Annotated in this window: 15 protein-coding genes; 5 read left to right on the forward strand and 10 right to left on the reverse strand. The window is 58.8% G+C overall.

Features of this window, described 5'->3' with window-relative positions; genetic code table 11:
* Nucleotides 1-29: 29 nt before the first annotated feature.
* The 4 genes from OHL20_RS21530 to OHL20_RS21545 all read right to left on the reverse strand — a co-directional run bounded on the left by OHL20_RS21530 (nucleotide 30) and on the right by OHL20_RS21545 (nucleotide 6,377).
* Nucleotides 30-1,043, reverse strand: coding sequence for a dihydrodipicolinate synthase family protein (locus OHL20_RS21530; RefSeq protein WP_263385360.1), 1,014 nt, complete (start codon nucleotides 1,041-1,043; stop codon nucleotides 30-32).
* Between the two features lie 120 nt (nucleotides 1,044-1,163).
* Entirely contained in the window at nucleotides 1,164-4,451 is a 3,288-nt protein-coding gene (carB, locus tag OHL20_RS21535; protein WP_263385361.1) for a carbamoyl-phosphate synthase large subunit, read from the reverse strand.
* 92 nt (nucleotides 4,452-4,543) lie between these two features.
* Complete coding sequence (gene carA / locus OHL20_RS21540; RefSeq protein ID WP_263385362.1) at nucleotides 4,544-5,677, reverse strand: glutamine-hydrolyzing carbamoyl-phosphate synthase small subunit; 1,134 nt, start codon at nucleotides 5,675-5,677, stop codon at nucleotides 4,544-4,546.
* A gap of 388 nt (nucleotides 5,678-6,065) precedes the next feature.
* Entirely contained in the window at nucleotides 6,066-6,377 is a 312-nt protein-coding gene (locus OHL20_RS21545; protein ID WP_263385363.1) for a Rieske (2Fe-2S) protein, read from the reverse strand.
* An 81-nt stretch (nucleotides 6,378-6,458) separates the two neighbouring features.
* Between OHL20_RS21545 and OHL20_RS21550 the strand changes: the two genes are divergently transcribed.
* Nucleotides 6,459-7,430, forward strand: coding sequence for an alpha/beta hydrolase family protein (locus OHL20_RS21550; protein WP_263385364.1), 972 nt, complete (start codon nucleotides 6,459-6,461; stop codon nucleotides 7,428-7,430).
* Between the two features lie 13 nt (nucleotides 7,431-7,443).
* Nucleotides 7,444-7,869 carry a DoxX family protein gene (locus OHL20_RS21555; RefSeq protein WP_263385365.1) on the forward strand — a complete coding sequence of 142 codons (426 nt, stop codon included), beginning with the start codon at nucleotides 7,444-7,446 and terminating at the stop codon, nucleotides 7,867-7,869.
* 342 nt (nucleotides 7,870-8,211) lie between these two features.
* On the opposite strand, the gene OHL20_RS21560 is transcribed toward OHL20_RS21555, so the two are convergent.
* Nucleotides 8,212-9,480, reverse strand: coding sequence for a DUF1501 domain-containing protein (locus OHL20_RS21560; RefSeq protein ID WP_396272749.1), 1,269 nt, complete (start codon nucleotides 9,478-9,480; stop codon nucleotides 8,212-8,214).
* Nucleotides 9,481-9,729: 249 nt separating this feature from the next.
* Entirely contained in the window at nucleotides 9,730-11,811 is a 2,082-nt protein-coding gene (locus OHL20_RS21565) for a DUF1800 domain-containing protein (RefSeq protein ID WP_263385367.1), read from the reverse strand.
* A gap of 417 nt (nucleotides 11,812-12,228) precedes the next feature.
* Here OHL20_RS21565 and OHL20_RS21570 point away from each other — a divergent pair, with 417 nt between their 5' ends.
* The gene (locus OHL20_RS21570) at nucleotides 12,229-12,411 is read left to right on the forward strand and encodes a hypothetical protein (RefSeq protein ID WP_263385368.1); all 183 of its coding nucleotides are present in this window, start codon (nucleotides 12,229-12,231) and stop codon (nucleotides 12,409-12,411) included.
* Nucleotides 12,412-12,699: 288 nt separating this feature from the next.
* Here the strand turns inward: OHL20_RS21570 and OHL20_RS21575 are convergent, their stop codons facing one another.
* Nucleotides 12,700-14,877 (reverse strand): alpha-ketoacid dehydrogenase subunit alpha/beta, encoded by a 2,178-nt coding sequence (locus OHL20_RS21575; RefSeq protein ID WP_263385369.1) that lies wholly within the window; start codon nucleotides 14,875-14,877, stop codon nucleotides 12,700-12,702.
* A 268-nt stretch (nucleotides 14,878-15,145) separates the two neighbouring features.
* Between OHL20_RS21575 and OHL20_RS21580 the strand changes: the two genes are divergently transcribed.
* Entirely contained in the window at nucleotides 15,146-16,732 is a 1,587-nt protein-coding gene (locus OHL20_RS21580; protein WP_263385370.1) for a S8 family serine peptidase, read from the forward strand.
* Nucleotides 16,733-16,736: 4 nt separating this feature from the next.
* Here OHL20_RS21580 and OHL20_RS21585 read toward each other — a convergent pair whose 3' ends face one another.
* Nucleotides 16,737-17,099: a hypothetical protein gene (locus tag OHL20_RS21585; RefSeq protein ID WP_263385371.1), complete on the reverse strand. Its 363-nt coding sequence runs from the start codon at nucleotides 17,097-17,099 to the stop codon at nucleotides 16,737-16,739.
* A 231-nt stretch (nucleotides 17,100-17,330) separates the two neighbouring features.
* Here OHL20_RS21585 and OHL20_RS21590 point away from each other — a divergent pair, with 231 nt between their 5' ends.
* Entirely contained in the window at nucleotides 17,331-18,287 is a 957-nt protein-coding gene (locus OHL20_RS21590; RefSeq protein ID WP_317890995.1) for a mechanosensitive ion channel family protein, read from the forward strand.
* 211 nt (nucleotides 18,288-18,498) lie between these two features.
* Here OHL20_RS21590 and OHL20_RS21595 read toward each other — a convergent pair whose 3' ends face one another.
* The gene (locus OHL20_RS21595) at nucleotides 18,499-20,643 is read right to left on the reverse strand and encodes a thioredoxin domain-containing protein (RefSeq protein ID WP_263385372.1); all 2,145 of its coding nucleotides are present in this window, start codon (nucleotides 20,641-20,643) and stop codon (nucleotides 18,499-18,501) included.
* 80 nt (nucleotides 20,644-20,723) lie between these two features.
* Entirely contained in the window at nucleotides 20,724-22,820 is a 2,097-nt protein-coding gene (locus OHL20_RS21600; RefSeq protein WP_396272751.1) for a TolC family protein, read from the reverse strand.
* Between the last annotated feature and the right edge of the window lie 35 nt (nucleotides 22,821-22,855).

A 22,855-nucleotide genomic window follows, 5' to 3' on the forward strand; every position in this document is an offset into this window, starting at 1 on the left:
CCCAAACATAGCGACAAATCTCCGAGTCTTTAGCTCTTCAACCCAGCCATAACTCCCTCAATTTCCGCCCGCTCCCCCCCAGTAACCGGCAAGCCAGGCAGCCGCGGACCCCCACCAAAATATCCATTCAAATCACACCCGTACTTCAACCCGGCAACGCCCAACTTGCCCTCAACCAGACGTGCCGCCTCCACCAGCCGAAGTTGCTTCTCCTCCGCCAACCCCCGATCACCGTCCTTCCAAGCGGCGACCACCTCATAGCATCCCTGCGGGGCTGCAGCCGCAAACGGAGGCGCCACCCCCACCGCACCAGCGATCATCCCCGCCAGCATCCCTTCCGTCCCACCCATCAGCACCTGAAACCCTACCACCTTAGTCCGCGTCTTGAGCCCAGCCTTCGCAGGAGCACCCGCCACCGCCGTCCCGCCACTCGTCAGGCTTGCAGCCGAAAGCAGATGGGGAGCCTGCCCCACCATCATCCGTCCCGTCACTGCCGCAAACACCTGCGTCACCGTAACTGTGCGCTTCACTGCGACAGTCCGCATCAGCACATCCCGAACCTCATCTGCCGATTCGAAGTCGTGTAGCCAGCCAAGCACCTGGGCATGTCCCGCCATCTCCGCGACCAAGTCCTGCGACAGGTCGCCCGTCAGAACTACCGGCAGACTCGAACGGTCTGCGACCATCTGAAAATAAATCCGCCGCTCCCGATCCCGCAACGAAGACTCCACACCGATCACCACAGCGTCATACCCCATCGCCGCAGCATCCTCAACAAGGTCCAGCGTTCCCGCAACACTCTGCCGCGCAACGCCAGCCATCATCACCTTCGTAGCCGTCGCCGCATCGAGCGCAACCCGCAGCACCTCGCGACGCTCCGCCTCAGACAGCATCCCCGCCTCGCCCGTCTGGCCAAGCACGACCATTCCAGCCGCCGGAGTCAGTGAATAGTGCGCAACATTCTGCTCCAGCTTGCGGAGGTTCAAACGGCCATCATGGGCAAACGGTGTTGTGAGCGGGAGGTGCAATCCTTCAAGCAGCATCTCTCCATTCTAGAAGCCGAAAGACCGAGTTCTCAGTCCTAAGTCCCGCAAAGATAAATTGGCGCTACACACAAAAAGGGAGCCCTTATAGACTCCCTTCCCCGGTTACAGCAATTCACTTCATACTGCGGCAGTCTCACGTTCCAGGTGCAGCGCCTGCAGCGCATTCACGCTCAGTGTCCCGCGCTGAAGAGCCGAGATTCCCTCTGCAGCAGCCCTCGCCGCAGCCAGTGTCGTAATCGTAGGAATCCGCGCCAGCACCGCCGCCCGCCGTATCGCCTTCTCATCGAAGACAGTATCCTGCCCACGAGGAGTGTTGATGATCAGGTGAATACGATCCCCCTTGATCAGATCGACCACGTTCGGCCGCCCCTCCTTCACCTTGTAGACTCGCTCCGGCTGCATGCCTGCTTCCTCGAGAACAGCCGCCGTCCCATGCGTCGCCACCAGGTGGAAGCCCATCTCCGTAAAGTCCCGTGCAAGCTTCACAAGACCTTCCTTATCGTGGTCGTTGACACTCAGGAAAATCGTTCCCTTCATCGGCAGAACCTGTCCGGCAGCGATTTGCGCCTTCGCAAACGCCTCGCCAAAGTTGTCGGCCACGCCCATCACCTCGCCCGTAGACTTCATCTCCGGACCAAGCACCGTATCCACACCCGGGAACTTGCCCCAGGGAAACACAGGGCTCTTCACAAAGAAATGTGATCCCGTATCCAGATCGCGGCCATTCGCCACCTGCTCCGGCAGCAACTCCTTCAGCTTCCGTCCCACCATGATCCGCGAAGCAATCTTCGCCAGCGGGATACCCGTAGCCTTCGAAACATAAGGCACCGTCCGCGAAGCCCGGGGGTTCACCTCGATCACAAATACCTTGCCCCGCTGGATCGCGAACTGGATGTTAACCAGCCCGCGCACGCTCAAAGCCATCGCCAGCTTCCGCGTGTACACCCGAATCGTCTCGAGCACATCCGCCGCAATATCGACCGCAGGCAGAACACACGACGAGTCGCCGGAATGAATTCCAGCCTCCTCGATATGCTGCATAATCCCTGCAATCACTACGTCATCGCCATCACATAGCGCATCGACATCGACCTCCGTAGCATCCTCCAGAAAGTGGTCGATCAGCACCGGCCGCTCCTGCGAATACTCGATCGCCGTGCTCATATACCGCACAATCGCCTCCTCGTCATAAGCGATCACCATCGCCCGGCCGCCCAGCACATACGAAGGCCGCACCAACACCGGGAACCCAACCTTGTTCGCCCCTGCGACTGCCTCCGGAACACTCGTAGCCATAGCCCCTTCAGGCTGCGGGATCTCCAATTCTGTAATCAACTTCCCAAACCGCTTCCGATCCTCAGCCAGATCAATCGACTCCGGCGAAGTCCCAATGATCGGCACACCAGCATGCTTTAGCGGCAGCGAAAGATTCAAGGGCGTCTGCCCGCCGAACTGCACAATCATCCCGATCTCCGCACCCGAAGAAGCCTCATGCTCATACACCGCAAGCACGTCCTCAAGCGTCAGCGGTTCGAAGTACAGCCGATCCGAGGTGTCGTAGTCCGTAGAAACTGTCTCCGGATTGCAGTTCACCATGATCGTCTCGTAGCCGTCTTCCCGCAGCGCGAACGCCGCATGGCAACAGCAGTAGTCGAACTCGATCCCCTGCCCGATCCGATTCGGTCCCGATCCAAGAATGATGATCTTCTTGTTCGTCGTCGGAGCCGCTTCGTCTTCTTCGTCATAGCAGCTATAGAGATACGGCGTAAAGCTCTCGAACTCCGCCGCACACGTATCCACCAGCTTGTACACCGGCATCACGCCGAGCTTCTTCCGCAGCGTGCGAACAGCCGCCGTCCCCTCGGAGCCTGTTAGACCCCAGCCAGCAGCGAGCCGCTCATCCGAAATCCCCATGCGCTTCGCCGTCCGCAACTCAGTCGCCGAAACCTCATCGATCGACTTCCCGCCGATCGCCTTGATCTCATCTGTAATCTGCTTCATCTGGTACAGGAACCAAGGGTCCATCGACGTCATACGCGCAACCTCGCGCACCGTCATCCCACGCTCAAACGCATACCGTACATACGCCAGCCGATCCGGATGCGGCGTCACCAAACGCTGCGTCAGACGTCGCGGCTCAATATCATCCGCCGTCGCCTTCTTACCCGTCTCGAGCGACCGCACCGCCTTCATCATCGCCTCCTTGAAGGTCCGGCCAATCGCCATCACCTCGCCGACCGACTTCATCTGCGGCCCTAGCCCCTCATCCGCGCCAGGAAACTTCTCAAACTGCCACTTCGGAATCTTCACCACCACGTAATCCAGCGTCGGCTCAAAGCAGGCCGGCGTAGCCTTTGTGATGTCGTTCTGAATCTCGTCCAGCGTATACCCCACCGCCAGTCGGGCCGCAATCTTCGCAATCGGAAATCCGGTAGCCTTCGACGCCAGCGCCGACGAACGGCTCACCCGCGGGTTCATCTCGATCACCGTCATGCGCCCGTTCTGCGGATTCACCGCGAACTGCACATTGCTCCCACCCGTCTCCACCCCGATCTCCCGAATCACCCGAATCGCCGCATCGCGCATGCACTGGTACTCGCGATCCGTCAGCGTCTGCGCGGGAGCAACCGTGATCGAATCGCCCGTATGCACGCCCATCGGATCAAAGTTCTCAATCGAGCAGATGATGATGACGTTGTCCTTCAGGTCACGCACCACCTCCAACTCGTACTCCTTCCAGCCGAGCACGCTCTCCTCGATCAGGCACTCCGACACCGGCGAAAGATCGATGCCCCGTCCCAGAATGTCCGTCATCTCCTCGCGGTTATATGCGATGCCCCCGCCCGAGCCGCCCAGCGTAAACGAGGGTCGAATCACCACCGGAAAACCAATCTTCGCCGCAAACGCCAGCCCGTCAGACACGTTTCGCACAAGCTGCGACCGCGGCATATCCAGCCCGATCTTGGTCATCGCATCTTTGAACAGTAGCCGGTCCTCGGCCTTTTTAATTGCCTCCAGCTTGGCCCCAATCAACTCCACACCAAACTTGTCCAGCACGCCAGAGTCAGCAAGATCAACCGCAAGATTCAGCGCCGTCTGACCACCTACCGTAGGCAGCACCGCAAATACGCCCTTCGCGCCGGTATCCGTCAACATCTCAGATTCAACCCGCAGAATCTCTTCTAGATAAGCTGCGTTCAACGGCTCAATATACGTCCGGTCCGCCACCTCGGGATCGGTCATGATCGACGCCGGGTTTGAATTCACCAGCACCACTTCATAACCCTCGGCCTTCAGCGCCTTACAAGCCTGCGTCCCAGAGTAGTCAAACTCGGCCGACTGGCCAATCACGATCGGGCCGGACCCAATCACCAGAATCTTCGCAATGTCATTCCTACGCGGCATCGTTGCTTCTTTCTTTGCTGCAAAGCTTGTGGCGTTTCAAAGGGCGCTCGAACCGCCGCGCCCTTTTGTCCTGAACCAGGTTGATACCGGAACTATTTCTTCCACGCTTCCATCATCTTCCGGAAATCCCGGAACAGATAATGCGAATCATGCGGCCCCGGACTAGCCTCCGGGTGATACTGCACGCTGAACATGGGGTCCGTCTTGTGTTTTAGCCCAGCCATCGTTCCATCATTCAAGTTTGTATGCGTCTGCGTTACATTTTCTGGCAGGCTTGACGGATCAACGTTGTAGTTATGATTCTGCGCCGTAATCTCGACCTTGCCCGTCTCGTGATTCATGATCGGGTGATTCCCGCCATGATGTCCAAACTTCAGCTTGTACGTCTTGCCTCCAAGCGCAAGTCCAAACAATTGGTGCCCCAGGCAGATCCCAAACATCGGAGCCTGACCTTGTAGCTCACGGATGTTCTCAACCGCATACTCCAGCGGCTCCGGATCACCCGGTCCATTCGAAAAGAAAATCCCGTCTGGCTTCAACGCCATCACGTCTTCAGCGGAAGTCTTTGCCGGCACCACCGTCACGCGGCAGTTCTCGCGCGTCAGCATCCGCAAAATGTTCTCCTTGATACCGAAGTCGTACGCGACCACGTGCATCTGGTCGACCCCCTCAGACACCGACAGCAGTTTATCGCCCGTCTGGTTCTTCGGTTCCTTGTCGTCCCACTGGTACGTCGTCTTCGTGCTCACCACGCTCGCCAGATCGGTGCCCGTCATGTTGCGAACAGCCTTGGCCTTCGCAACCAGCGCCGCCTCATCCAGATTCTCCCCGGACGCGATCACGCCGCGCATCACACCATGCGCCCGCAGGTGCCGCACCACGGCACGCGTATCGATCTCTGAGATCACCGGAACGCCATAACGCTCAAGGTACTCATCCGCAACCTGCGTCGAGCGCCAATTCGAGCTCATCGGTGAAAACTCGCGCGTCACCAGCCCTTCGATATAAGGCCGCGCCGCCTCGGCATCATGCGGAGTCGTTCCGTAGTTTCCAATATGTGGATTGGTGAGGACAACAATCTGCCCCGCATAGGAAGGATCTGTAAAGATCTCCTGGTAGCCGGTCAGCGATGTATTGAAGACCACCTCGCCCGAGCATTCCGCTTGAGCGCCATAACTTGTACCGCGAAAGATGCGCCCGTCTTCGAGCGCCAGCATTGCCAGCATTGCCTCTCCTGCGAATCTGGAGTGGATTCAATCGATTCTATCAGTCTTCACCGGTCAGGAAGGCCCCAGCAGACATGAAAAGACCCGGCACCAAGGCCGGGTCTTGTGAATTTCCCACCAACATCACACCGCGGTTTAGCGGTGATGACGATAGTGATGATGACGGTGATGGCGTGCCATCGCATTCGCGGGGATAACGGATCCGGCGAGAACGACAAAGGCAATAACAGCGAGCATTACATTACGAATCTTCATGAAAACTCCTCGTTCCGGCTACCCGGATCGAATACGGGTAGCCAGTTAGATGCAGCTTATTATGGTTAACCAGTAGCGCAACAAAAAGTTTTCCTCATGGCTCAAACGAACCGACAAAGGTTCATCTCGGAACTCACGCAACATCGATCAGCACGTCTTCACCCTCAACTCGTAACGGGAAAACGTCCACCTTCTCATGCTCGGGATAGTCGGCTTTGCCCGTCTTGGTGTTGAACGCCCACGAGTGCCATGGGCAGATCACCGCCTCGCCCTCGATCCATCCCTGCCCTAAAGGTCCGCGCCGATGGGGACACCAGTTATCCATCGCCGAAAGCTCCCCGTTGATGTTTGCCAGGCAAACGCCGATCCCATCCACCTCAGCCTCAACCACTTGGTTCGGCTTCGGAGCCTCACCCACACTGCAAATCTTTACCCACTGTGCCACGGTCAATTCTCCAGTCTCTACTTTAGATGGCGCACCACGCCCGGTCGTCTCCGCCCATCGCGAGTGCTAAAGTTCTTGAAGATGGCCCCGCAGAAACCTACCCCGAAAAAACAAAATCCCGGCAAGCAGCCCCCGCAGTATCGCTCCCACCCGCCAAGACCACCCGCAGGCGCACCCGAGGTCGTCGACCCCATATGGCTCCTCAAAGCAGTAGCCCTCGTCATCATCGCCGCGCTCGTCTGCGGGTACGGCAGCCTCTGCCTCCTTCTCTATCAAGGCCAGTGGCAACTCATCCTCCACCCGAAGCAGACCTCGACCGTTCCCGCAGCCATCGCCGGAACACCCATCGAACTCATCCACTTCGGCACGGATGAAAGCGGCACCCCGCAACTAACCGGCTGGTCCATTCCCGCTGCCAAGGATGCGCACTACGCCAGCCTGACCATCCTCTTCCTGCCGCCCGGCAATGGCTCCCTCATCGACACCCTGCCCACCCTCACCGTCCTCCACAATCTCGGCATCAATATCTTTGCCATCGACTATCGCGGCTACGGCCTGAGCGCCGCTGTTCATCCCAATCAGGCCCGCATGACCCAGGATGCCGACACCGCCCTCCACTACCTCATGACCTCACGCGCGGTTCCTGGCGGCCAAATCATCCCGTACGGCACAGGTGTAGCCGCAAGCCTTGCCGCTCACCTTGCCGCTTCTCAAACCGCGATCCCCGCCGTCATCCTCGACACCCCCGACCCCGATCCCCTCCAAATCATCCTCCACGACCCGCGAACTAAATTCCTGCCGGTCAACGCACTCATTCACGACCGCTTCCCCTTGACCGAACCCCTCGGTACCCTGAAGACCCCGAAACTCCTCATTCAACCGGAAAAGGATGATAGCGCCTTCAAGTCGGCCGCAGATCCCAGGATCACCATCTTCGAGATGCCGAAGCCTGGTACCCCCGACTACGCGCCTACGCTCACCAGGTACCTGGCTCGATTTCTGGACCAGTACGCCACCGCCGCCGTTCAGCAACTTCAGTCCCCACCAAAGTAAAGGAACTACCCTCATGACCAGATGGCTCAACAGCTTGCAACCCTGGGGCGTAGTTCTTCTGCGCCTCGTTCTCGGCGTAGCCATGCTCGCCAGTGGCTGGGAGAAGGTCTACTCCCCCAACATTCTCCACGGCCACAACACCTTGGCCGCGCTCGACCACTACTGCCACTACATCGCCAGTCTCGGCCTCCCTTACTGGCTCGGCTACATCTCAGCCTTCACAGAAGTGGTCGGCGGCCTCTGCCTCCTCATCGGCCTCTTCGTCCGCTTTTTCTCGTTCCTCGTCGCCGGCAATATGCTCACAGCCATCGTCATGGTTAATCGCCACCACGGCTACAGTGGCTCCGCCTACTCGATCGCCCTGCTCGCCATTGCAACCATGCTGCTCCTCGCCGGACCAGGCCGCCTGGCCTTAGATCGCCGCATGGGTCTCATCTAAGAGACTCTCGCGTTAAGGAGTGAAGGCCCCCGATACTGTGGGGGCCTTACGTATTTGGAGGGGGAGGGTTTTGCGGATAGGGGAAGCCAGAACCGAAGGAAGAGCAAGCCTGGCGTTTACTTGGTACATTCAGTCAGACGCGAACCAACTGGAATAGTTGTGCCCGTTTCTAATATTTTTTTACTGAATACTGTATTTTTCGAAAATGGGACAATCGTTCAGTGATCGTTCTGAGTGTATCGGCAGACTCGTCACATACAAGAGCAATTTTGCACACATACACAGAAATAGTTTCGTAGTTCAAATCCTGAACGCCATAAGTCCCGTTTTGGATTTAAAACGCTACACAAAGTTAAGAAATTGCGCCGGTCGCACCTGCGCTCCCGGAAATACTGCGTCCATATTCCTCGCTCCGAGAGTCTTATACGCCGCCTCACCTAGGACATTCCGGAAATCTGTAGTCACCGTCAGGTCGCGCCCTTCATTCAGTTGCTCGTTCGCCAGCCCCGGCCACTTCCCATAGACCTTGCCGCCCCGAACCCCGCCACCCAGCACAAACATCACGTTTGCATGGCCATGGTCCGTTCCGCCCGTCCCGTTCTGCCGAGCCGTCCGGCCAAACTCCGACATCGTCACCAGCGTCAGGTTTTCCGCCTCCGGCCCCATATCCTTCCAGAACGCCGCAATCGAATCCGAAAACTCCTTTAGCCGATTCGCCAACTGCCCATTTGCCGCCCCTTGATTCTGGTGCGTGTCCCAGCCGCCAATATCCGAGAACGCCGCCTCCACCCCGAGATCCGCCTTCATCAACTGCGCAATCTGCTTCAGGTTGTTCCCAAACGGGCTCTTCGGATAGTCCACACCCGCCGCCGGTTGATAGTGTGCCGGATCGGCCGCCTTCAGCATCCGCACCGCCTCAAAGGTCTCCTGCCCCGTCCCATGCAGCATAGAGTCCGAGCTCTCGTCATACATCGCCTGAAACGCATTCGAGATCGGCGAGGTCTGTGGCCCCTTCCCACCTACCGAAAAGTCTGCGAGGTTACTCACCGCGATCGCCGGAAGCTTGCCCTGCAACGTCCGCGGCACCTGCGACCCAAGCGCCACCGCCCGAAACGCACTAGCCTTCCCCTCAACCGGCCCGTTCTGCAGAGCACGATTCAGCCAGCCGTCCTGCGTCACCTTCACGCCCGGTGTACCCGACTCCATGTAGTCCTGGGCATCGAAGTGCGACCGCGTCGTATCGGTCGACCCCACCGCATGAACGATCGCCAGGTGCCCCTGGTCATACAAGGGCTTGAATGAAGCCAGCGAAGGATGCAGCCCGAAGAACCCATCTAAATCCAGCACCTGGTTCTTCTGAATCGCGATCGAAGGCCGCATCGCGTAGTAGTTCTTCTCCTGGTACGGCACGACGACGTTCAACCCATCCGCCGCACCCCGCTGGAAGATCACGACCAGCTTCTTCTTATTAGCCGCTGCCGTCGTCACTTCAGCCATCACGCTCCGCACCAGGAAACTCGGAATCACCGAGGTCCCGATCAGCGCCAGCGCACCATTCCGCATAAATCCACGCCGGGAGACGGCCCGCCGCGCCAGATCGCGCCCCTGCATATCGCATCCCCAGTCGCTCTGATCCGTAAAGCTCTTCCAATTCGCCATAATCGTCTCCCGTTCGTAATCCCTGATACTACTAACGCCAAATCAACCACTATGTTGTGAATTAGCTCGTTCCCTGTCTCGGCAACACTTCCGGGTGCCCCCTATCCCGATCCTGGGAGGTGGGAATGTAAAATTCTCCCACCATTGGCTCTTGCCTTCTTTGTGTCATTCCAGAAGGGAACCTACGTCTATCGTTCAGCACTACCGCCGCTGAAACTCTGGCGATCCCAGCAACAATCCAGCCATGATACCCGCCTGCCGGTCCATCCGCCCTCCAGCCGGTCCATCTCCTAGCGCCCCGGAGAACTCCTTCACCGCCTGCTCCTGCGCACTCCCGTCCTCCGACTGCCGCAGCACCGCCGACCGCGTCCGCTCACTCACCGGCTCCCCGACCAGAAAAAGCTCTAGTCGTCGCTCCTTCTCCCTAGTAGCTGTATCGGAGGAAAGCGAAACCGTCTGCACCCCACCTTCACCCAACAGAGACCCCAGCCCAATCCGCACCCCCGGCATTCGGTCCCCCGCCAACACCAGCGCAAAGTTCATCCGGCTCACCAGTGCGCCCGTGCTCACCCACGGCTCCGACATCCAGCTATAACCGTTCGGCGTCTGCATCCCATACAGCGGCATCCCCAGCGTATTCAGCGCCTGCACCAAAGGCTGCGCATTACCGATCTCCGCATCACTTGCCCGAGCAGCTGACACCACAAACTCCAGCGGCGTCTTCACCTTCGCCCGATACACCTTGGGCGACCAGAACTCCGGCGCGTCGAACATTGTCCGTAGCACCACCTTCATATCGCCCTTGCTCTTCAGGAACGCAGCCGTCATCCGGTCCACCAGCGCGGGTGGCGGCTCATCCGCCACAAACCGCACCGCCAGCTTCGTCGAAATAAACCGTGCCGTCGCCGGACTCGTAGCCAGCGCATGCAACACGGCCAGCCCCTCATCCATCCCGCCGTCACGAATCGTCTGTCCCAGCACCACCTTCGACCCCGGCTCGTGCCGCCTCGGCTCAAACTGAAACGCCGCTCCCTGGTACGGCCGCTCGATCGTCCAGCCTGTGAATACCTTTGCCACCTGTGTCACATCCGCCTGCGTATACCCGCCGCCGACCCCCAGCGTGTGCAGCTCCATCAACTCCCGCGCATAGTTCTCGTTCAACCCACTGGCCTTTGCCTTGAAGTTGGGATTGTTCGCCTTCCGCCGCGCACCATTCTGTGCCGCCTGCGACCCTGGCCCTATACTCTGCCAGTTGTCCAGATACATCTGCATCGCCGGACTCTCCGCCGTAGCCACCAGCAGGTCCTCAAAGTGTCCCAGCGCGTTTGGTCGAATCACATCCCGCTCAAACGATGGCAGCAGAAACGGCTCATTCTGGTTCTTTCTTGCATAAATATTGAAGTGGTTCAGCCAGAAGTCCGTCATCACCGCCTCAAGCTGGCGATCGCTATAGACATCTCGCAGCACCCGCGACTGCAGCAACTCCCCCGTCACCATCCGCCCAGAACCCGGCAGCGCCGCCAGGATCTCCTTCTGCTCCGGACTCAACCCCTGCACCGCCTCTGCGAGTTCTCGCTTGCTCAGGCTCTGCCGAAACGCAATCAACTCCTTTGGCGACATCGCCAGGATTCGCTGCATCCGCTGATCAGCCGGCAGATTGATTACCCGCATCGCGTCCAGCCCGGCGTAGAGCTCCTCTTCATGCACCGCCAACCCAGCCATCGGCGGTTCCACTGCCTCCTCAGGAGCAGCGGCAGCGACATCCATAGTCCCCATACCAGCCTTCATTGTTCCAGCGGCATCCGGCTTCATCGCCGGATCGGCAGCCGCAGCCCCCTTAGCAGCCTTCTGCTCCTGCTTCATCTTGTAAAACGCCATCTGGTCCGCATAGATCACCCGCTCCGTCGGATCGTTCGGCAGCGGACGATCCTGTCGCTCCATCATCCGCAACACCTGCGGCGAAGGAAACCGCTGCATCAACGCCTCCTGCGAAAGCTTCATCGCCGGAAAATTAGCCAGCCGCGCCTCAAGCGCAGAGTCATCGATACTTTGCGGGTCAAGCTGTTGATCGAACCACCGCTTCAACCCCATCTTCTCAACCGCAGTCACATCTCCAGGCCGCGGCCCAAACGTGAAACGGTTCAGCGCATGGAGCACCCGCGCATCCTCCGCGTTCTTTCCCCCACCCGCGGGAGCGCCCGCAGCCATCAACGGCTGTCCCACCAGCACCAGACACAAAGCCCCAGCAGTCACATCCCGCAACATCCCAAATCCAATCGTCATAAGTCACCTCAAGTGCGGCGTTCGTCTTTTGTCTGTCATCCCGCAGCGAAGCGGAGGGATCTGCTACGCCCGACACAGACCGCCGGGTGCCCCATCCTTCGCAGCCCTACCGCGAAGGGTGAGCAAGAACTCAGCACGCGAGACCCACTCACAGGTAGACCCATATCTCCCTCACCAGTTGCGAAGGTGGCCAAAGCTCAAAATCCTGTCAAGCCTCCAAGCACCTCAAAATGCCAAAATCCCGAATAAAGACGCACCTGAAGTAAAGAAAGAAAAGTGGCGGGTGAGTTCACCTGCTTGAGTAAACATAAGTCAGAGGATCAGGAAGTAAGCGAGAAGCACCCGGCCGGACTCGAACTCCACCCACACGGCACAACTGTTGTCGGCGGATCCTTGACTTAGCTGCTACGCTGCTGCATGAACCTTTTCGGCATCGCCGCCTCACCTCGCATCTACTGGGCCTTGGTCTTTGCCGCGTCGATCATCATCTCCGCCTTCCTCTTCAAAGGCAGCCCAAACATAACTTATGTCGAAGGCGCACTCATAGGAGCAGCCCTAGGCTTCGTAATCCTGAAGCCAAGGGCTGGCATTAGCCGCTAGAACAGCCCAAGCTGCCCCACCCAAAGCCTAGCTCGCCTCTACGCCTGATGTTTTGAGCGTACGTGCCACGGTCTTTTCTAACTGCAATTCGTTCAGATCGTAAACCCGCGCGCGGATTGTTTTCGCTCCTCGGAATGCATAGCTAACCCACTTCGGATGAATACTTTTGGACCTAAGCCCAGCAGAATGAATACTTTACGCCGACATAAAGCCACAAGTTGCTCATAATAAGTCGCTTAGCCTACTTGACCTCTGCGAACATAAGTGTCGGAAGTCAAAATTCGCGACTTAGAAAGCCGCCAGCTCAGCAATCGCCCGATACAAATCCTCAGGCTGCGGCAGAATAGCGTCCTCCAGCAACGGCTGATAGGCCACAAACGAATCCATCGCCGCGACTCGGCGCACCGGCGCATCAAGATCGTGGAACAGCTCATCCCCGATCCGCGCCGCAATCTCCGCTCCGTAGCCCCAGCTCAACATATCTTCGTGGGCAATAATCACGCGACTCGTCTTCCGCACCGAGGTAGCAATCGCCTCCCAGTCATAAGGGCTCAGCGATCGCAGATCGATCAGCTCCACATCAATCCCTTTGTCGCGATGGATCTTTTGCGCCGCCTGCAACGCGCGCGGCACGACCGCTCCATACGTAATCACCGTCAGGTCCTTGCCCGGCCGCACGATCTTCGCCTTGCCAAACGGAACCATGTACTCCGAACCCGGGTAAGCCGCTCGCCCAAACGTCTCGCGATAGAGCCGCTTGTGCTCCAGAAACAGCACCGGATCGTCGCACCGAATCGCCGTCCGCAGCAGCCCCATCGCATCCAGCGCATTCGAAGGCATCACCACGCGGACGCCCGGCGTGTGCGTGAAGATGCTCTCGCCCGACTGCGAATGATAGATCGAACCGCCCGTCAGATAGCCGCCAATCGGAACCCGCATCACGATCGGGCAACTGAAATCGCCATTCGAACGCCATCTAATCAGAGCTAACTCATTCCGCATCTGGTGCATAGCTGGCCAGATGTAATCGAAGAACTGAATCTCAACCACCGGCTTCAGACCGCGAACCGCCATGCCGATCGCGCGACCAACAATGTTCGCCTCAGCCAACGGCGAGTTCCAGCACCGCTCACTGCCGAACTCGCGCTGCAGCCCCGACGTCAGCTTGAAGACGCCGCCTTTGCCCTTCAGCTTCTCATCCTTCAGCGCGTCGCTCCGCGTAGCATCGGCCACATCTTCACCGAACACCACAATCCGGTCATCGCGACGCATCTCGTCCTTCAGACACGTATTGATCAGGTCCGCCATCGTGCGCTCATTGGTATCTGCACTCGGAACCGGCTGCGTGTCGAATCGTTCATCCGTGCAGCGCAGATCCTCCGAGTACTGATGCCGCAGGATCGAACTCACCTCCGGGAACTTAGCCGCAATCGCACGATCCGACGCACGATTGACCTCTTCATCGACCTGGCGCTCGAGCGCATTGATACCCGCCGCATCGAGTATCCCCTCGCGCAATAACCACATCTGCATCTTCGAGATCGGATCGCGCAAAGCATCAGCCTCGATCTCGCCCGGTGCGCGATAGTCCCGCTCGTCCTCGCTCATCGAGTGCGAGTAAGGCCGAATCACATGCCCGTGAACCAGCGCAGGCCCTTTGCCCGACCGGCAATAATCAGCCGCCTCGACCATCGCCGCATAGCAAGCGATCGGATCAGTGCCATCGATCTCAGCGAAGTGGAAGTTGGGGAAGTTGGCGATCAGCCGCGAGATATTCCCGCCCGGCGTATTCGCCTCAACCGGCGTCGAGATCGCGTAGCCGTTATCTTCCACAACATAAAGCACGGGCAGCTTGCCGTTCGACGCTGTGTTCAGCGACTCCCAGAACTCACCCTGGCTCGTCGAACCCTCGCCGATCGAGACATAAACCACCTCGTCGCCATGGAACGTCACATCCTTGAACTCGCGGTAATCACCCGTATGCTTCGCAGCCGCCTCAGGATGACGCGAGAAATACCGCCCAGCCTCCGCGCAGCCAATCGCATGAAGGCACTGTGTCGCCGTAGACGAAGAAGGTGTAACGATGTTCAGCCTGGAACTCGACCAGTGCGAAGGCATCTGTCGACCACCGCTCGCAGTGTCATCCGCCGCGCCGACTGCCTGTAGCAACTGCTCCTCGACCGTATTCCCAAGCGCAAGGCAGATCGCCCGGTCGCGATAGTACGGAAAGAACCAGTCGTAGCCCGGTCGCAGCGCCATCCCGGCAGCGACCAGCAGCGCCTCATGCCCAGCGCACGAGATCTGGAAGAAGATCTTCTGCTGCCTCTTCAGTACGATCTCGCGATCATCGGTCCGACGCGAAAGATACATCAGCCGGTAGAACTCCACCAGTTGCTCCGGCGTCAGCGCGCCCGCCTGAACGAGGTCTGCCGTCTCCCGATGTACTACTGCACCATTCCGCGCCACGTACCCTCCACGGCAGGGGTTCGGCACCGGAGATCTTCCCGGCTTCCGTACCCTTACGGGTTCGATTGTAATGCGTGGCTCACATCCGCCGCTCGACCTCGGAAAACCCTCCGTCAGATCGTCCAGCAGTTTATTAGAAGTCACCAATGTACCGTCACGGTACTGATCTGCACCCTTCAGAGCTCCCTCCCTACGCCGATGCAGGAAACAGTAACAGTCACACCGGTGACTTCCCGCTGAATCCGCATCGTCTCAAGGAGTCGTCACAATGTTTGCCCAACGCCGTTTCTCGCCGCCGCCCTTCGTCATCCTCCTATTTATGGTCACGGCGGCACTTCAGACAACGGCTGCGCAGCACCTCTTCGCGCAAGACAACTCCCGCCTCACACCGCTCAGCCCCATCGTCGCAAACCACTATCTCGTCTCGTATCGAAGCGCCTCGATCCCGCAGGACGCCGAGGCCCGTATCAGCCTCGCCGGAGCCCACATGCTTCAGCGCCACGAGTCTCTTGGTATCGCCGTCGTCCAGGCGAACGGAACCGCTGATGACGCCACCAATCTCACTCGTCTCGCCGCCCAGCCAAACGTAGACTTCGTCGTCCACGACCGCATGGTTTACGCGCATCAGGTCGTCACCGGCCCATCTGGTGGATATCACAATCCGCTCGCACGGCCCTTGTCGCCGACCATCATCGCTCCACCCTCCACACCGCAGGTCGACACCTTCTACAACTCTCCGCAAGGCTGGGCCGTTCGCCAGGTCGGTGGGTACGGCAACAACATCGCCGGTGGTCCTGCGAATGGTCCGTGGAACACCACAATGGGGAAAGGCGTGCGCATCGCCATCCTCGATAGCGGCGTTGACTCTGCACATCCCGATATCGCGCCTAATCTCGTCTTCAACCTGTCCGAGGTGAATCAGACGCCGTTGAGCGGCCTTCCCAGCCCCTGCGACGACGGCACACCGCAAGATCAGCAGGGCCACGGAACCTGGACCGCCTCACTCGCCGCCGGCGCCGCCGGTGCCGGAACCGGCCTCGTCGTCGGCGTAGCCCCTGCAGCCAGCATCCTCAACATCAAGGTTCTGGAGCGGATGCCCGACATCAGCGTTGCCGGAGCAGCCCAGCAGTGCACCTCCGGTCAGGCAAGCGGCCTTCTCAGCTGGGTCCTTCAAGGCATCGCAGATGCCGTCGCCCAGCACGCCGACGTCATCAGCCTCTCACTCGGTTCCATGGTCGACATCACCACCGGCGACGGCGCAGGCCTCAAAGCTCTCTTCGACCGCGCCACTTACGCCGCTGCACAAGCAGGAGCCGTCATCGTTGCCGCAGCAGGAAATGACGGCTTCAATTTCACCAATCCACGCTACATCGAACTCCCGGCCCAGGCCCGGAGCGTCCTCGCCATCGTGGCCTCAACTAACCCGGCATGCGCCGAGAACGTAAGCGCCGCAGCCGTGTGCACCGCCGGAGCCGTCACGCTTCCCTACTACAGCAACTTCGGCGCACCACTCGATGCCCTCGCCGCACCCGGCGGCAGTATTCCAGCCGGTGGAGACAACGCCATAAGCGGCTGGGTCCGTGGAGCCTGCAGCTCCGGCAAGCCATCCACAACGGACGGACTACCTGTAGACGCCGCACACAGCTACGGTTGCTTCAATCTTGGTCATGCTGACTACGTGCAAGCAATGGGAACGAGTGCCGCCGCGCCACTCGCCGCAGGTGTCGCTGCCCTGCTCCGCGCCGCACACCCAGCCTGGGACGCCGCAACCATCATCGCCGCCATGCGCACTACAGCAACAGCAACCGCCTCCCTGCCCTACGGACAGGTCAACGCACTTAGCCTTCGAAACTGACACGCTAACCCTTCATCCGTTCCTTCACGTTGCGGGCTAACTTCTCAATCTCTTCGGCCTTCTTGATCACCTGGATCGACATGGCGTCCTTCGTCGTCTTATCCATATCCATCTTGAGTTCGTTCGCAAGCGCCAGCAGCCGATCCGTATCGGCAATCAGCTTTTTCTGTCGTTCAGTCTGCCTGCCCTTCTCTATCTGCTCCATCGCATTGGGGGCCATCGGATTCTCGTCCTCACGGCTCTTGGCCCCATAAGGAGTACGCGCTGACTGCGGGGGAATTCCAGTCGGCGTACTAAGCTGTGCCAGCGCCGCATCAGCCACTCCACACAAAACCATTCCCAACATCACTGTCGCAAGCTTCTTCATGGCTCCTCCAGGGTAAGAGTTGATAGGAGATCTCGGCCATATTCTAAGCACCGAATCGGCCGGAGTCCGGCTCGTCTCTCTGCAAACCATAGCTCTCGTTGTGCGGCGATTTTATCGAAGCAATTCAGCATCGGCAACGAGCAATTTCAGCGATCCTCTACAACATCACATTTAAGCTTGGTTGTGCGTCATATTGAAGAGACGCATCGTTCGACAACTTCCAGAAAGAGAGTGAACATCATCCATCCCCTCACCACATTGCTTTTGAATCCAGCTGTACCCGACGAGAAAAGCCTGAAGACACTGGAGCGCGGCTGGCATAACGAACTCATCGACTTCGCCCAGCATGAACTGCCGACGCTGCTCTTCATCCTGATCGGCGCATTTATCCTCCTCCGCGTGGTGGACTTCTTCGTCCATCGTCTCCGTCGTCTTGCCGACCGTCACGCTTTAAACAACGCTTCGCGAGCGTCGCAACTTCGCACCGTTGCCTCGATCATCCGCGCAACCTCCTTCGCGGTCATTGGCTTCATCGTCCTGCTGCACATTCTCTCCGTCTTCAACATCAACCTGACACCTCTTCTCGCGTCAGCAGGCGTCGTCGGCGTCGGCATCGGTCTCGGTGCGCAGAGCCTCTTCAAGGACGTTCTCAACGGCATCTTCATCCTGGTCGAAAATCAGTACAACGTCGGCGAGAACGTAAAGATAGCCTCCCTCTCCGGGACAGTAGAAGACCTCACCCTCCGCTGCACCACCCTGCGCGACGGCGACGGCACCCTCTACATCATTCCAAACAGCCAGGTTGCCACCGTGGCGAATCTCTCGCGAGACTTCTCCGTCGGCACCCTCAACATCAGCGTGGATGCGAGCGCCGATCCCGACAAGGTCCTCCGCGTCCTTCGAAGTGTCGCCACTGGCCTGTGCGGCGAACCGACCTTCAAAGCCGTCATTATCAGTGGCCCCGACATTCCCGGCATCGACAAGATCACCGGCCGCGAGGTCACTTACCCTGTCAACATCCGCGTGCGCGTCAACCAGAAAGACGGCGTCCTGCGAGAGCTGCGGCGACGGGTTATCCAGGCGTTTGAGCAGGAAAGCATTCCGCTCGGCATCGATCCGGCAAACCTCTTCGTAGCCAAGGCCGCCGACCCCACTGCCCCACCTAAGCCACCAACTATCGGCGCCTAGTAAGCGCCCGCTTCAGAATTTAAGTGTGATTCCAGCAAAAAAACAGATTGAGATGCTGGCCATAACCCTTTTAGAATGTCACGCTTAGGCAATTTTGATGCGTGTAAATATAACATTCTAAAAGGGTTACACGCAAACATAGCATTCTAAACGAGATAGTCTCTTATCCCTGCGCCTACACACCAATTTCGCCAATGATAAGCCGATCGCCTTAGACGGCTCGACTCAGAATCGCCACCAAGGCATCCACATCCGTCACCGGCGGCTGGCACGTATTTCCGCTGCAAACCACGGCGAAGCTACGCTCCTGCTCCGGTAGGAACGGCAGGGTCTCCGCCAGAGCAGGAGGCAGCGCCGCCAGCTGCTCTCGGCTGAATCGGATCACACTCTTATTCACCGCGAAGCGAGCCAGCGCAACAGCCTCAAGCAGGCGCGCATGATGATCCTCACCGATAATGCAGACCTGCACTGGGGGAGTAACCATCCGCTGCAACGCTAACCCGTAGCTAGCCGCATAGAGTCCAAAGTGCTCCACTACGCCCGCGAACGACTCAAGCGTGTTCGTCGCCATATCCGCATACGTAGCCTTACCGTTTAGCGCATAGAGCCGCAAAAGCAACGTTGCGCCAATCGAGTTCCCTGCGGGGGTCGGCGAATCCTGCAGCGGCTTCCGCCGGGTCGCAAGCGCACCCCGCCGAAGCTCTCCGTCGGCTATGGCTTCCGTATCAAAAAATGCTCCGCCCACTGGATCGTAGAAGCGTGAAACTGCGCTCTCCGCAATCGCCGCCGAGGCATCGTAGTAGCGGATCTCGCCCGTAGCTTCCCAAGCGTCAAGCGCTGCGTTGCCGAGAAACACATAGTCCTCGAGCACACCCGCAACCCGCGTCCCCGGCTCCGTACCCTCACCATACGCGACCACGTGCGCCAGCTCACCTTGCGCGCTCCAGGCCTCGCGCAGCACCCGGTCCAGCGACTTCAATGCAAACTCTGTTGCACCACGCAACTCGAACACACGTCCCGCAGCCAGGTACGCCGAGATTAGCATCGCATTCCATCCCGTATAGACGGTCTTGTCGATGTAAGGCGTTTTTCGCTCCAGCCGCGCCGCGTAGAGCTTCTTACGCGCAGAGATCAGCAGATCCTTCGCCGTCTCCAACTCATACGAGGCGGGCCTATTCTTGGCCTCCGGGATGGCGCTGAGCGACTGCGTAATATGCAGCACGTTCTTCGCCGGATTGTGGTGCATATCCCCGACCTCGCGGATGTTGTAAAACGGCCCAGCAATGGCCAGCTCATCCGCAGTCAGCACCGCTGCCGCCTCATCCAGGGTCCAGGTAAAGTAGTCGCCATCATCGTCAAGAGAAAGGTCCGCATCCTGCGACGCATAGAACCCGCCTCGCTCCCGGTCCGACAGCAATTCATCGACCCACCGGACGATCTCCCTCGCCACACGCGCGCTCTCCGGCTCCACAAAGGTCTGGTACGCATGGACGTAATTCTTCAACAACTCGCTGTTGTCGTAGGCCATCTTCTCGAAGTGCGGCACGACCCAATGCTCATCGACCGAGTAGCGATGGAAGCCACCCGCCAACTGGTCATAGATGCCGCCACGCGACATCTTCTCGAGCGTCACCAAAGCCGCCCGCTGAGCCGTCTCAGCAATCTCTCCCGGCCTCGACGCCACATCCAGCAGCAGGTCCACCGCGCCCGAGTGAGGAAACTTCGGCTGCGATCCAAACCCGCCGTTCCGCGGATCAAACTGTTGCAACGCCGACGCGACCAGCTTCGCCACCAGCTCCGGTCCAGGATTCTCCGCTCGCCCCGAGAACGATTCATTCTGCTCGATCGCACTCATCACACTGCCCGCTGACTCGTTCACCTCATCCCGCTTCTTCTCGAACGCCTCAGCCATCGTGAACAGCACTCGCCGAAACCCCGGCCGCCCGTGCCGATCATCCGGCGGAAAATAAGTTCCACCAAAGAAGGGCAAGCCATCAGGTGTAAGAAACGCGGTAAGCGGCCATCCGCCCTGCCCACTGATTGACGACACCGCCGCCTGGTAACGCGTATCTACGTCAGGCCGCTCATCACGGTCCACCTTCACCGCAACAAAGAACTTATTAATCACCTCAGCAATGTCGGCGTTCTCGTACGACTCGCGATCCATCACATGGCACCAGTGACACCACACTGCACCGATATCCAACAGGATCGGTTTATCTTCGCGAATCGCCTGCTCGAAGGCCGCATCGCCCCATTCCTGCCATCGAACCGGCTGATGCATCGCAGACCGCAGATAGGCGGAAGCTGCAGTCGAAAGGGCGTTCAGATTCGTCGTGTCATGCGAATTACTCATAGGCTTAAAGTCTAGTCCAGTCTGGTCTACAAAAAGTAAGGCCCGGACCGAAGCCCGGGCCTTATCGTGATTACGTTGAACTACGGCTGTACAGGTGCCGGCGTCCCCGAGATCGGCTTCGGAGCCTCAGGCCCCTTCGGTGCCGTCAGGCCAGGAACAATCGGGGCGTTATCCACAACGCCGGTCGCTGCTCCCTGCAGGCTGATGCTGTACTTCTCCAACGTATTTGAAAGAAGCTGTAGCAGCGCCGCACGATCCTTCGCATACGCCGCAGTCGCAGAGATCAACGTGTTCTCCGCAATCGCAAGGTTACGTCCCTGCTGCAGCACATTCGCCGTCGTCGAAGCACCAAGCCGGTACTTCTTCTGTTCGGCATCGAGGCTCTGATTTGCAAATGTCTGACCAGCCTGAGCCGCCATCACCTGTGCACGGTCGTTCGTCAACGCATACTGCCCATTGATCACCTGGATACGAATCTGCGTGTAAAGCTGCTGCAGACGCATCTGCGACTGACGGTACTCCATCTGCGATCGAGCCTGGTCCGCCTGAGCCGCCCGGTTGCGAATCGGAATCGTCACATTGACACCAAAGCCCTTGTCTGGCGAAGTGCTGTTGAAGAGATTCTGAAACACATTGCCGTAGTTGATTGACGGAACCGGCGTGCTCGAGCCGCCAAAGATACCGGTGCTCAGATTCGGGTTCGGCGATCCACCAACCGCACTCGCACCGTAGAAGGCGTACGCGTCAACGATCGGCAGCAAGCCATTCTTCTCAGCTTTGATGGTGATTTCGTTGTTCTTCATGTTGAGAACAGCCTGCTCGATCTGCGGATTGTTCGTGTAAGCCACGCGAACGAGATCATCGACCGGCATATCTTCTTCGGGCAGACGGTCCAATCCAACACGATCCGTCGGAACAACCGGAGCACTCGCCAGCTGAGGATCGTTCAGATTGCGCGCAATCGCCTGCTTCATGATCAGCTGCTGATACTCAAGGTTCGTCTTCGAAGCGATCAGCGCCTGCTTGTCCGAAGCAACCGAGCTGTCCGAGTTCACCACGTCCAGCGGAGCCAGTGTGCCAATCTCAAGCTGCTTGCGATTATCCGCCGTCAGTTGCGTGGACTGCCCAAGCGCGCGTTCCTTAGCCTGCTCGTCCTCATACGCACTCACCAGGCCCCAATAGATGTTCTCAACCTGGTTGATCGTATACAGCACCTGCTGACGGAACGCTGAGTCCGTGATGCGGCGGTTATTCTTTGCCTGCAGGATGAAGCGACCGTTGATACCCGGTCCAAATCCCTGCAGAAGATGCTGTGTTGCCGTAGCTCGAAAGTTGGACTGCAGCAGCGGGCTGTAGCTCGTAAAGCCGCCGTTCGTCGTCTGTCGCGTGTTGTTGAAACCTACCTGCAGTTGCGTGCCAGTCAGAAATCCCTGGTTGTAAGCCACGTCGTAGGTCGAAGTGTTGTTGTTCAGTGTGTCCTGGCCGGTAGGAAGACCAGCTAGTACTGGGGTCGTTTGCACGGTCGACGCCGCTTCATAGCTTGCCGTACCCGTGAGCACAGGATCCAGAACCTCTGGCACCGGGCCTCCGCCATTCGTGCTCAGTACGAGACCATTAGCACCGGTACCCGCGCCGCCCGATGCACTCGACGTGCCGCCCGGACCACCACCACTCGTAATCGTGGTCGTAGAACCGCCAAGCGTACCCGCAACAATACCCGTCGAAACGCCGCGAAATGTCTGGCCAGCCTTGGTTCGCAGAATATCCGTATCCGCAATGTCGAGGTTGATGCGAGCAATCGCGATATCGAAGTTATTCTCAAGCGCAAGCAGGATCGCATCTGACAAGCTCAGGTAGATCTTGCCGTCGCGAAGCAGTCCATCAAGCCGAGGAGTGTTCGTCAGGCGCGGCAAGATAAAGTCATTTGCCGCATAGCGAAGTAAGGGGTTCTTAAAGAAGTTGCCACGCCCGCGCGTGTAATCTTTGCCTGTGTCGCGAAGGTAGAGTGGCTCAGTCAGCTTGGCCTGCGGAGCCTGCGGCAGACCCGGCTGTCCAGTTGTGTCATTCACAACCTGCTGCGGAGCCGCCGGTGCCGTCGGGCTCGTCTGTGTCTGCTGCGCTAGACCCTGCTGCGTGGCGCTCATCAATGTCAGCGCGATACACGCTACTGCCTGCAAATCTCGTAATCTCACGATGCGATCTCCAACCCTGC

The sequence above is a fragment of the Granulicella arctica genome, assembly GCF_025685605.1.
Lineage (GTDB): Bacteria > Acidobacteriota > Terriglobia > Terriglobales > Acidobacteriaceae > Edaphobacter > Edaphobacter arcticus.

Bases quoted from the DNA above. Each gene is read 5' to 3' on its own strand.
- OHL20_RS21530 (WP_263385360.1), bottom strand. From the start codon at position 1,043: ATGCTGCTTGAAGGATTGCACCTCCCGCTCACAACACCGTTTGCCCAT.
- carB (WP_263385361.1), bottom strand. From the start codon at position 4,451: ATGCCGCGTAGGAATGACATTGCGAAGATTCTGGTGATTGGGTCCGGC.
- carA (WP_263385362.1), bottom strand. From the start codon at position 5,677: ATGCTGGCAATGCTGGCGCTCGAAGACGGGCGCATCTTTCGCGGTACA.
- OHL20_RS21550 (WP_263385364.1), top strand. From the start codon at position 6,459: ATGGCCCCGCAGAAACCTACCCCGAAAAAACAAAATCCCGGCAAGCAG.
- OHL20_RS21555 (WP_263385365.1), top strand. From the start codon at position 7,444: ATGACCAGATGGCTCAACAGCTTGCAACCCTGGGGCGTAGTTCTTCTG.
- OHL20_RS21560 (WP_396272749.1), bottom strand. From the start codon at position 9,480: ATGCAGGGGCGCGATCTGGCGCGGCGGGCCGTCTCCCGGCGTGGATTT.
- OHL20_RS21565 (WP_263385367.1), bottom strand. From the start codon at position 11,811: ATGACGATTGGATTTGGGATGTTGCGGGATGTGACTGCTGGGGCTTTG.
- OHL20_RS21570 (WP_263385368.1), top strand. From the start codon at position 12,229: ATGAACCTTTTCGGCATCGCCGCCTCACCTCGCATCTACTGGGCCTTG.
- OHL20_RS21580 (WP_263385370.1), top strand. From the start codon at position 15,146: ATGTTTGCCCAACGCCGTTTCTCGCCGCCGCCCTTCGTCATCCTCCTA.
- OHL20_RS21585 (WP_263385371.1), bottom strand. From the start codon at position 17,099: ATGAAGAAGCTTGCGACAGTGATGTTGGGAATGGTTTTGTGTGGAGTG.
- OHL20_RS21595 (WP_263385372.1), bottom strand. From the start codon at position 20,643: ATGAGTAATTCGCATGACACGACGAATCTGAACGCCCTTTCGACTGCA.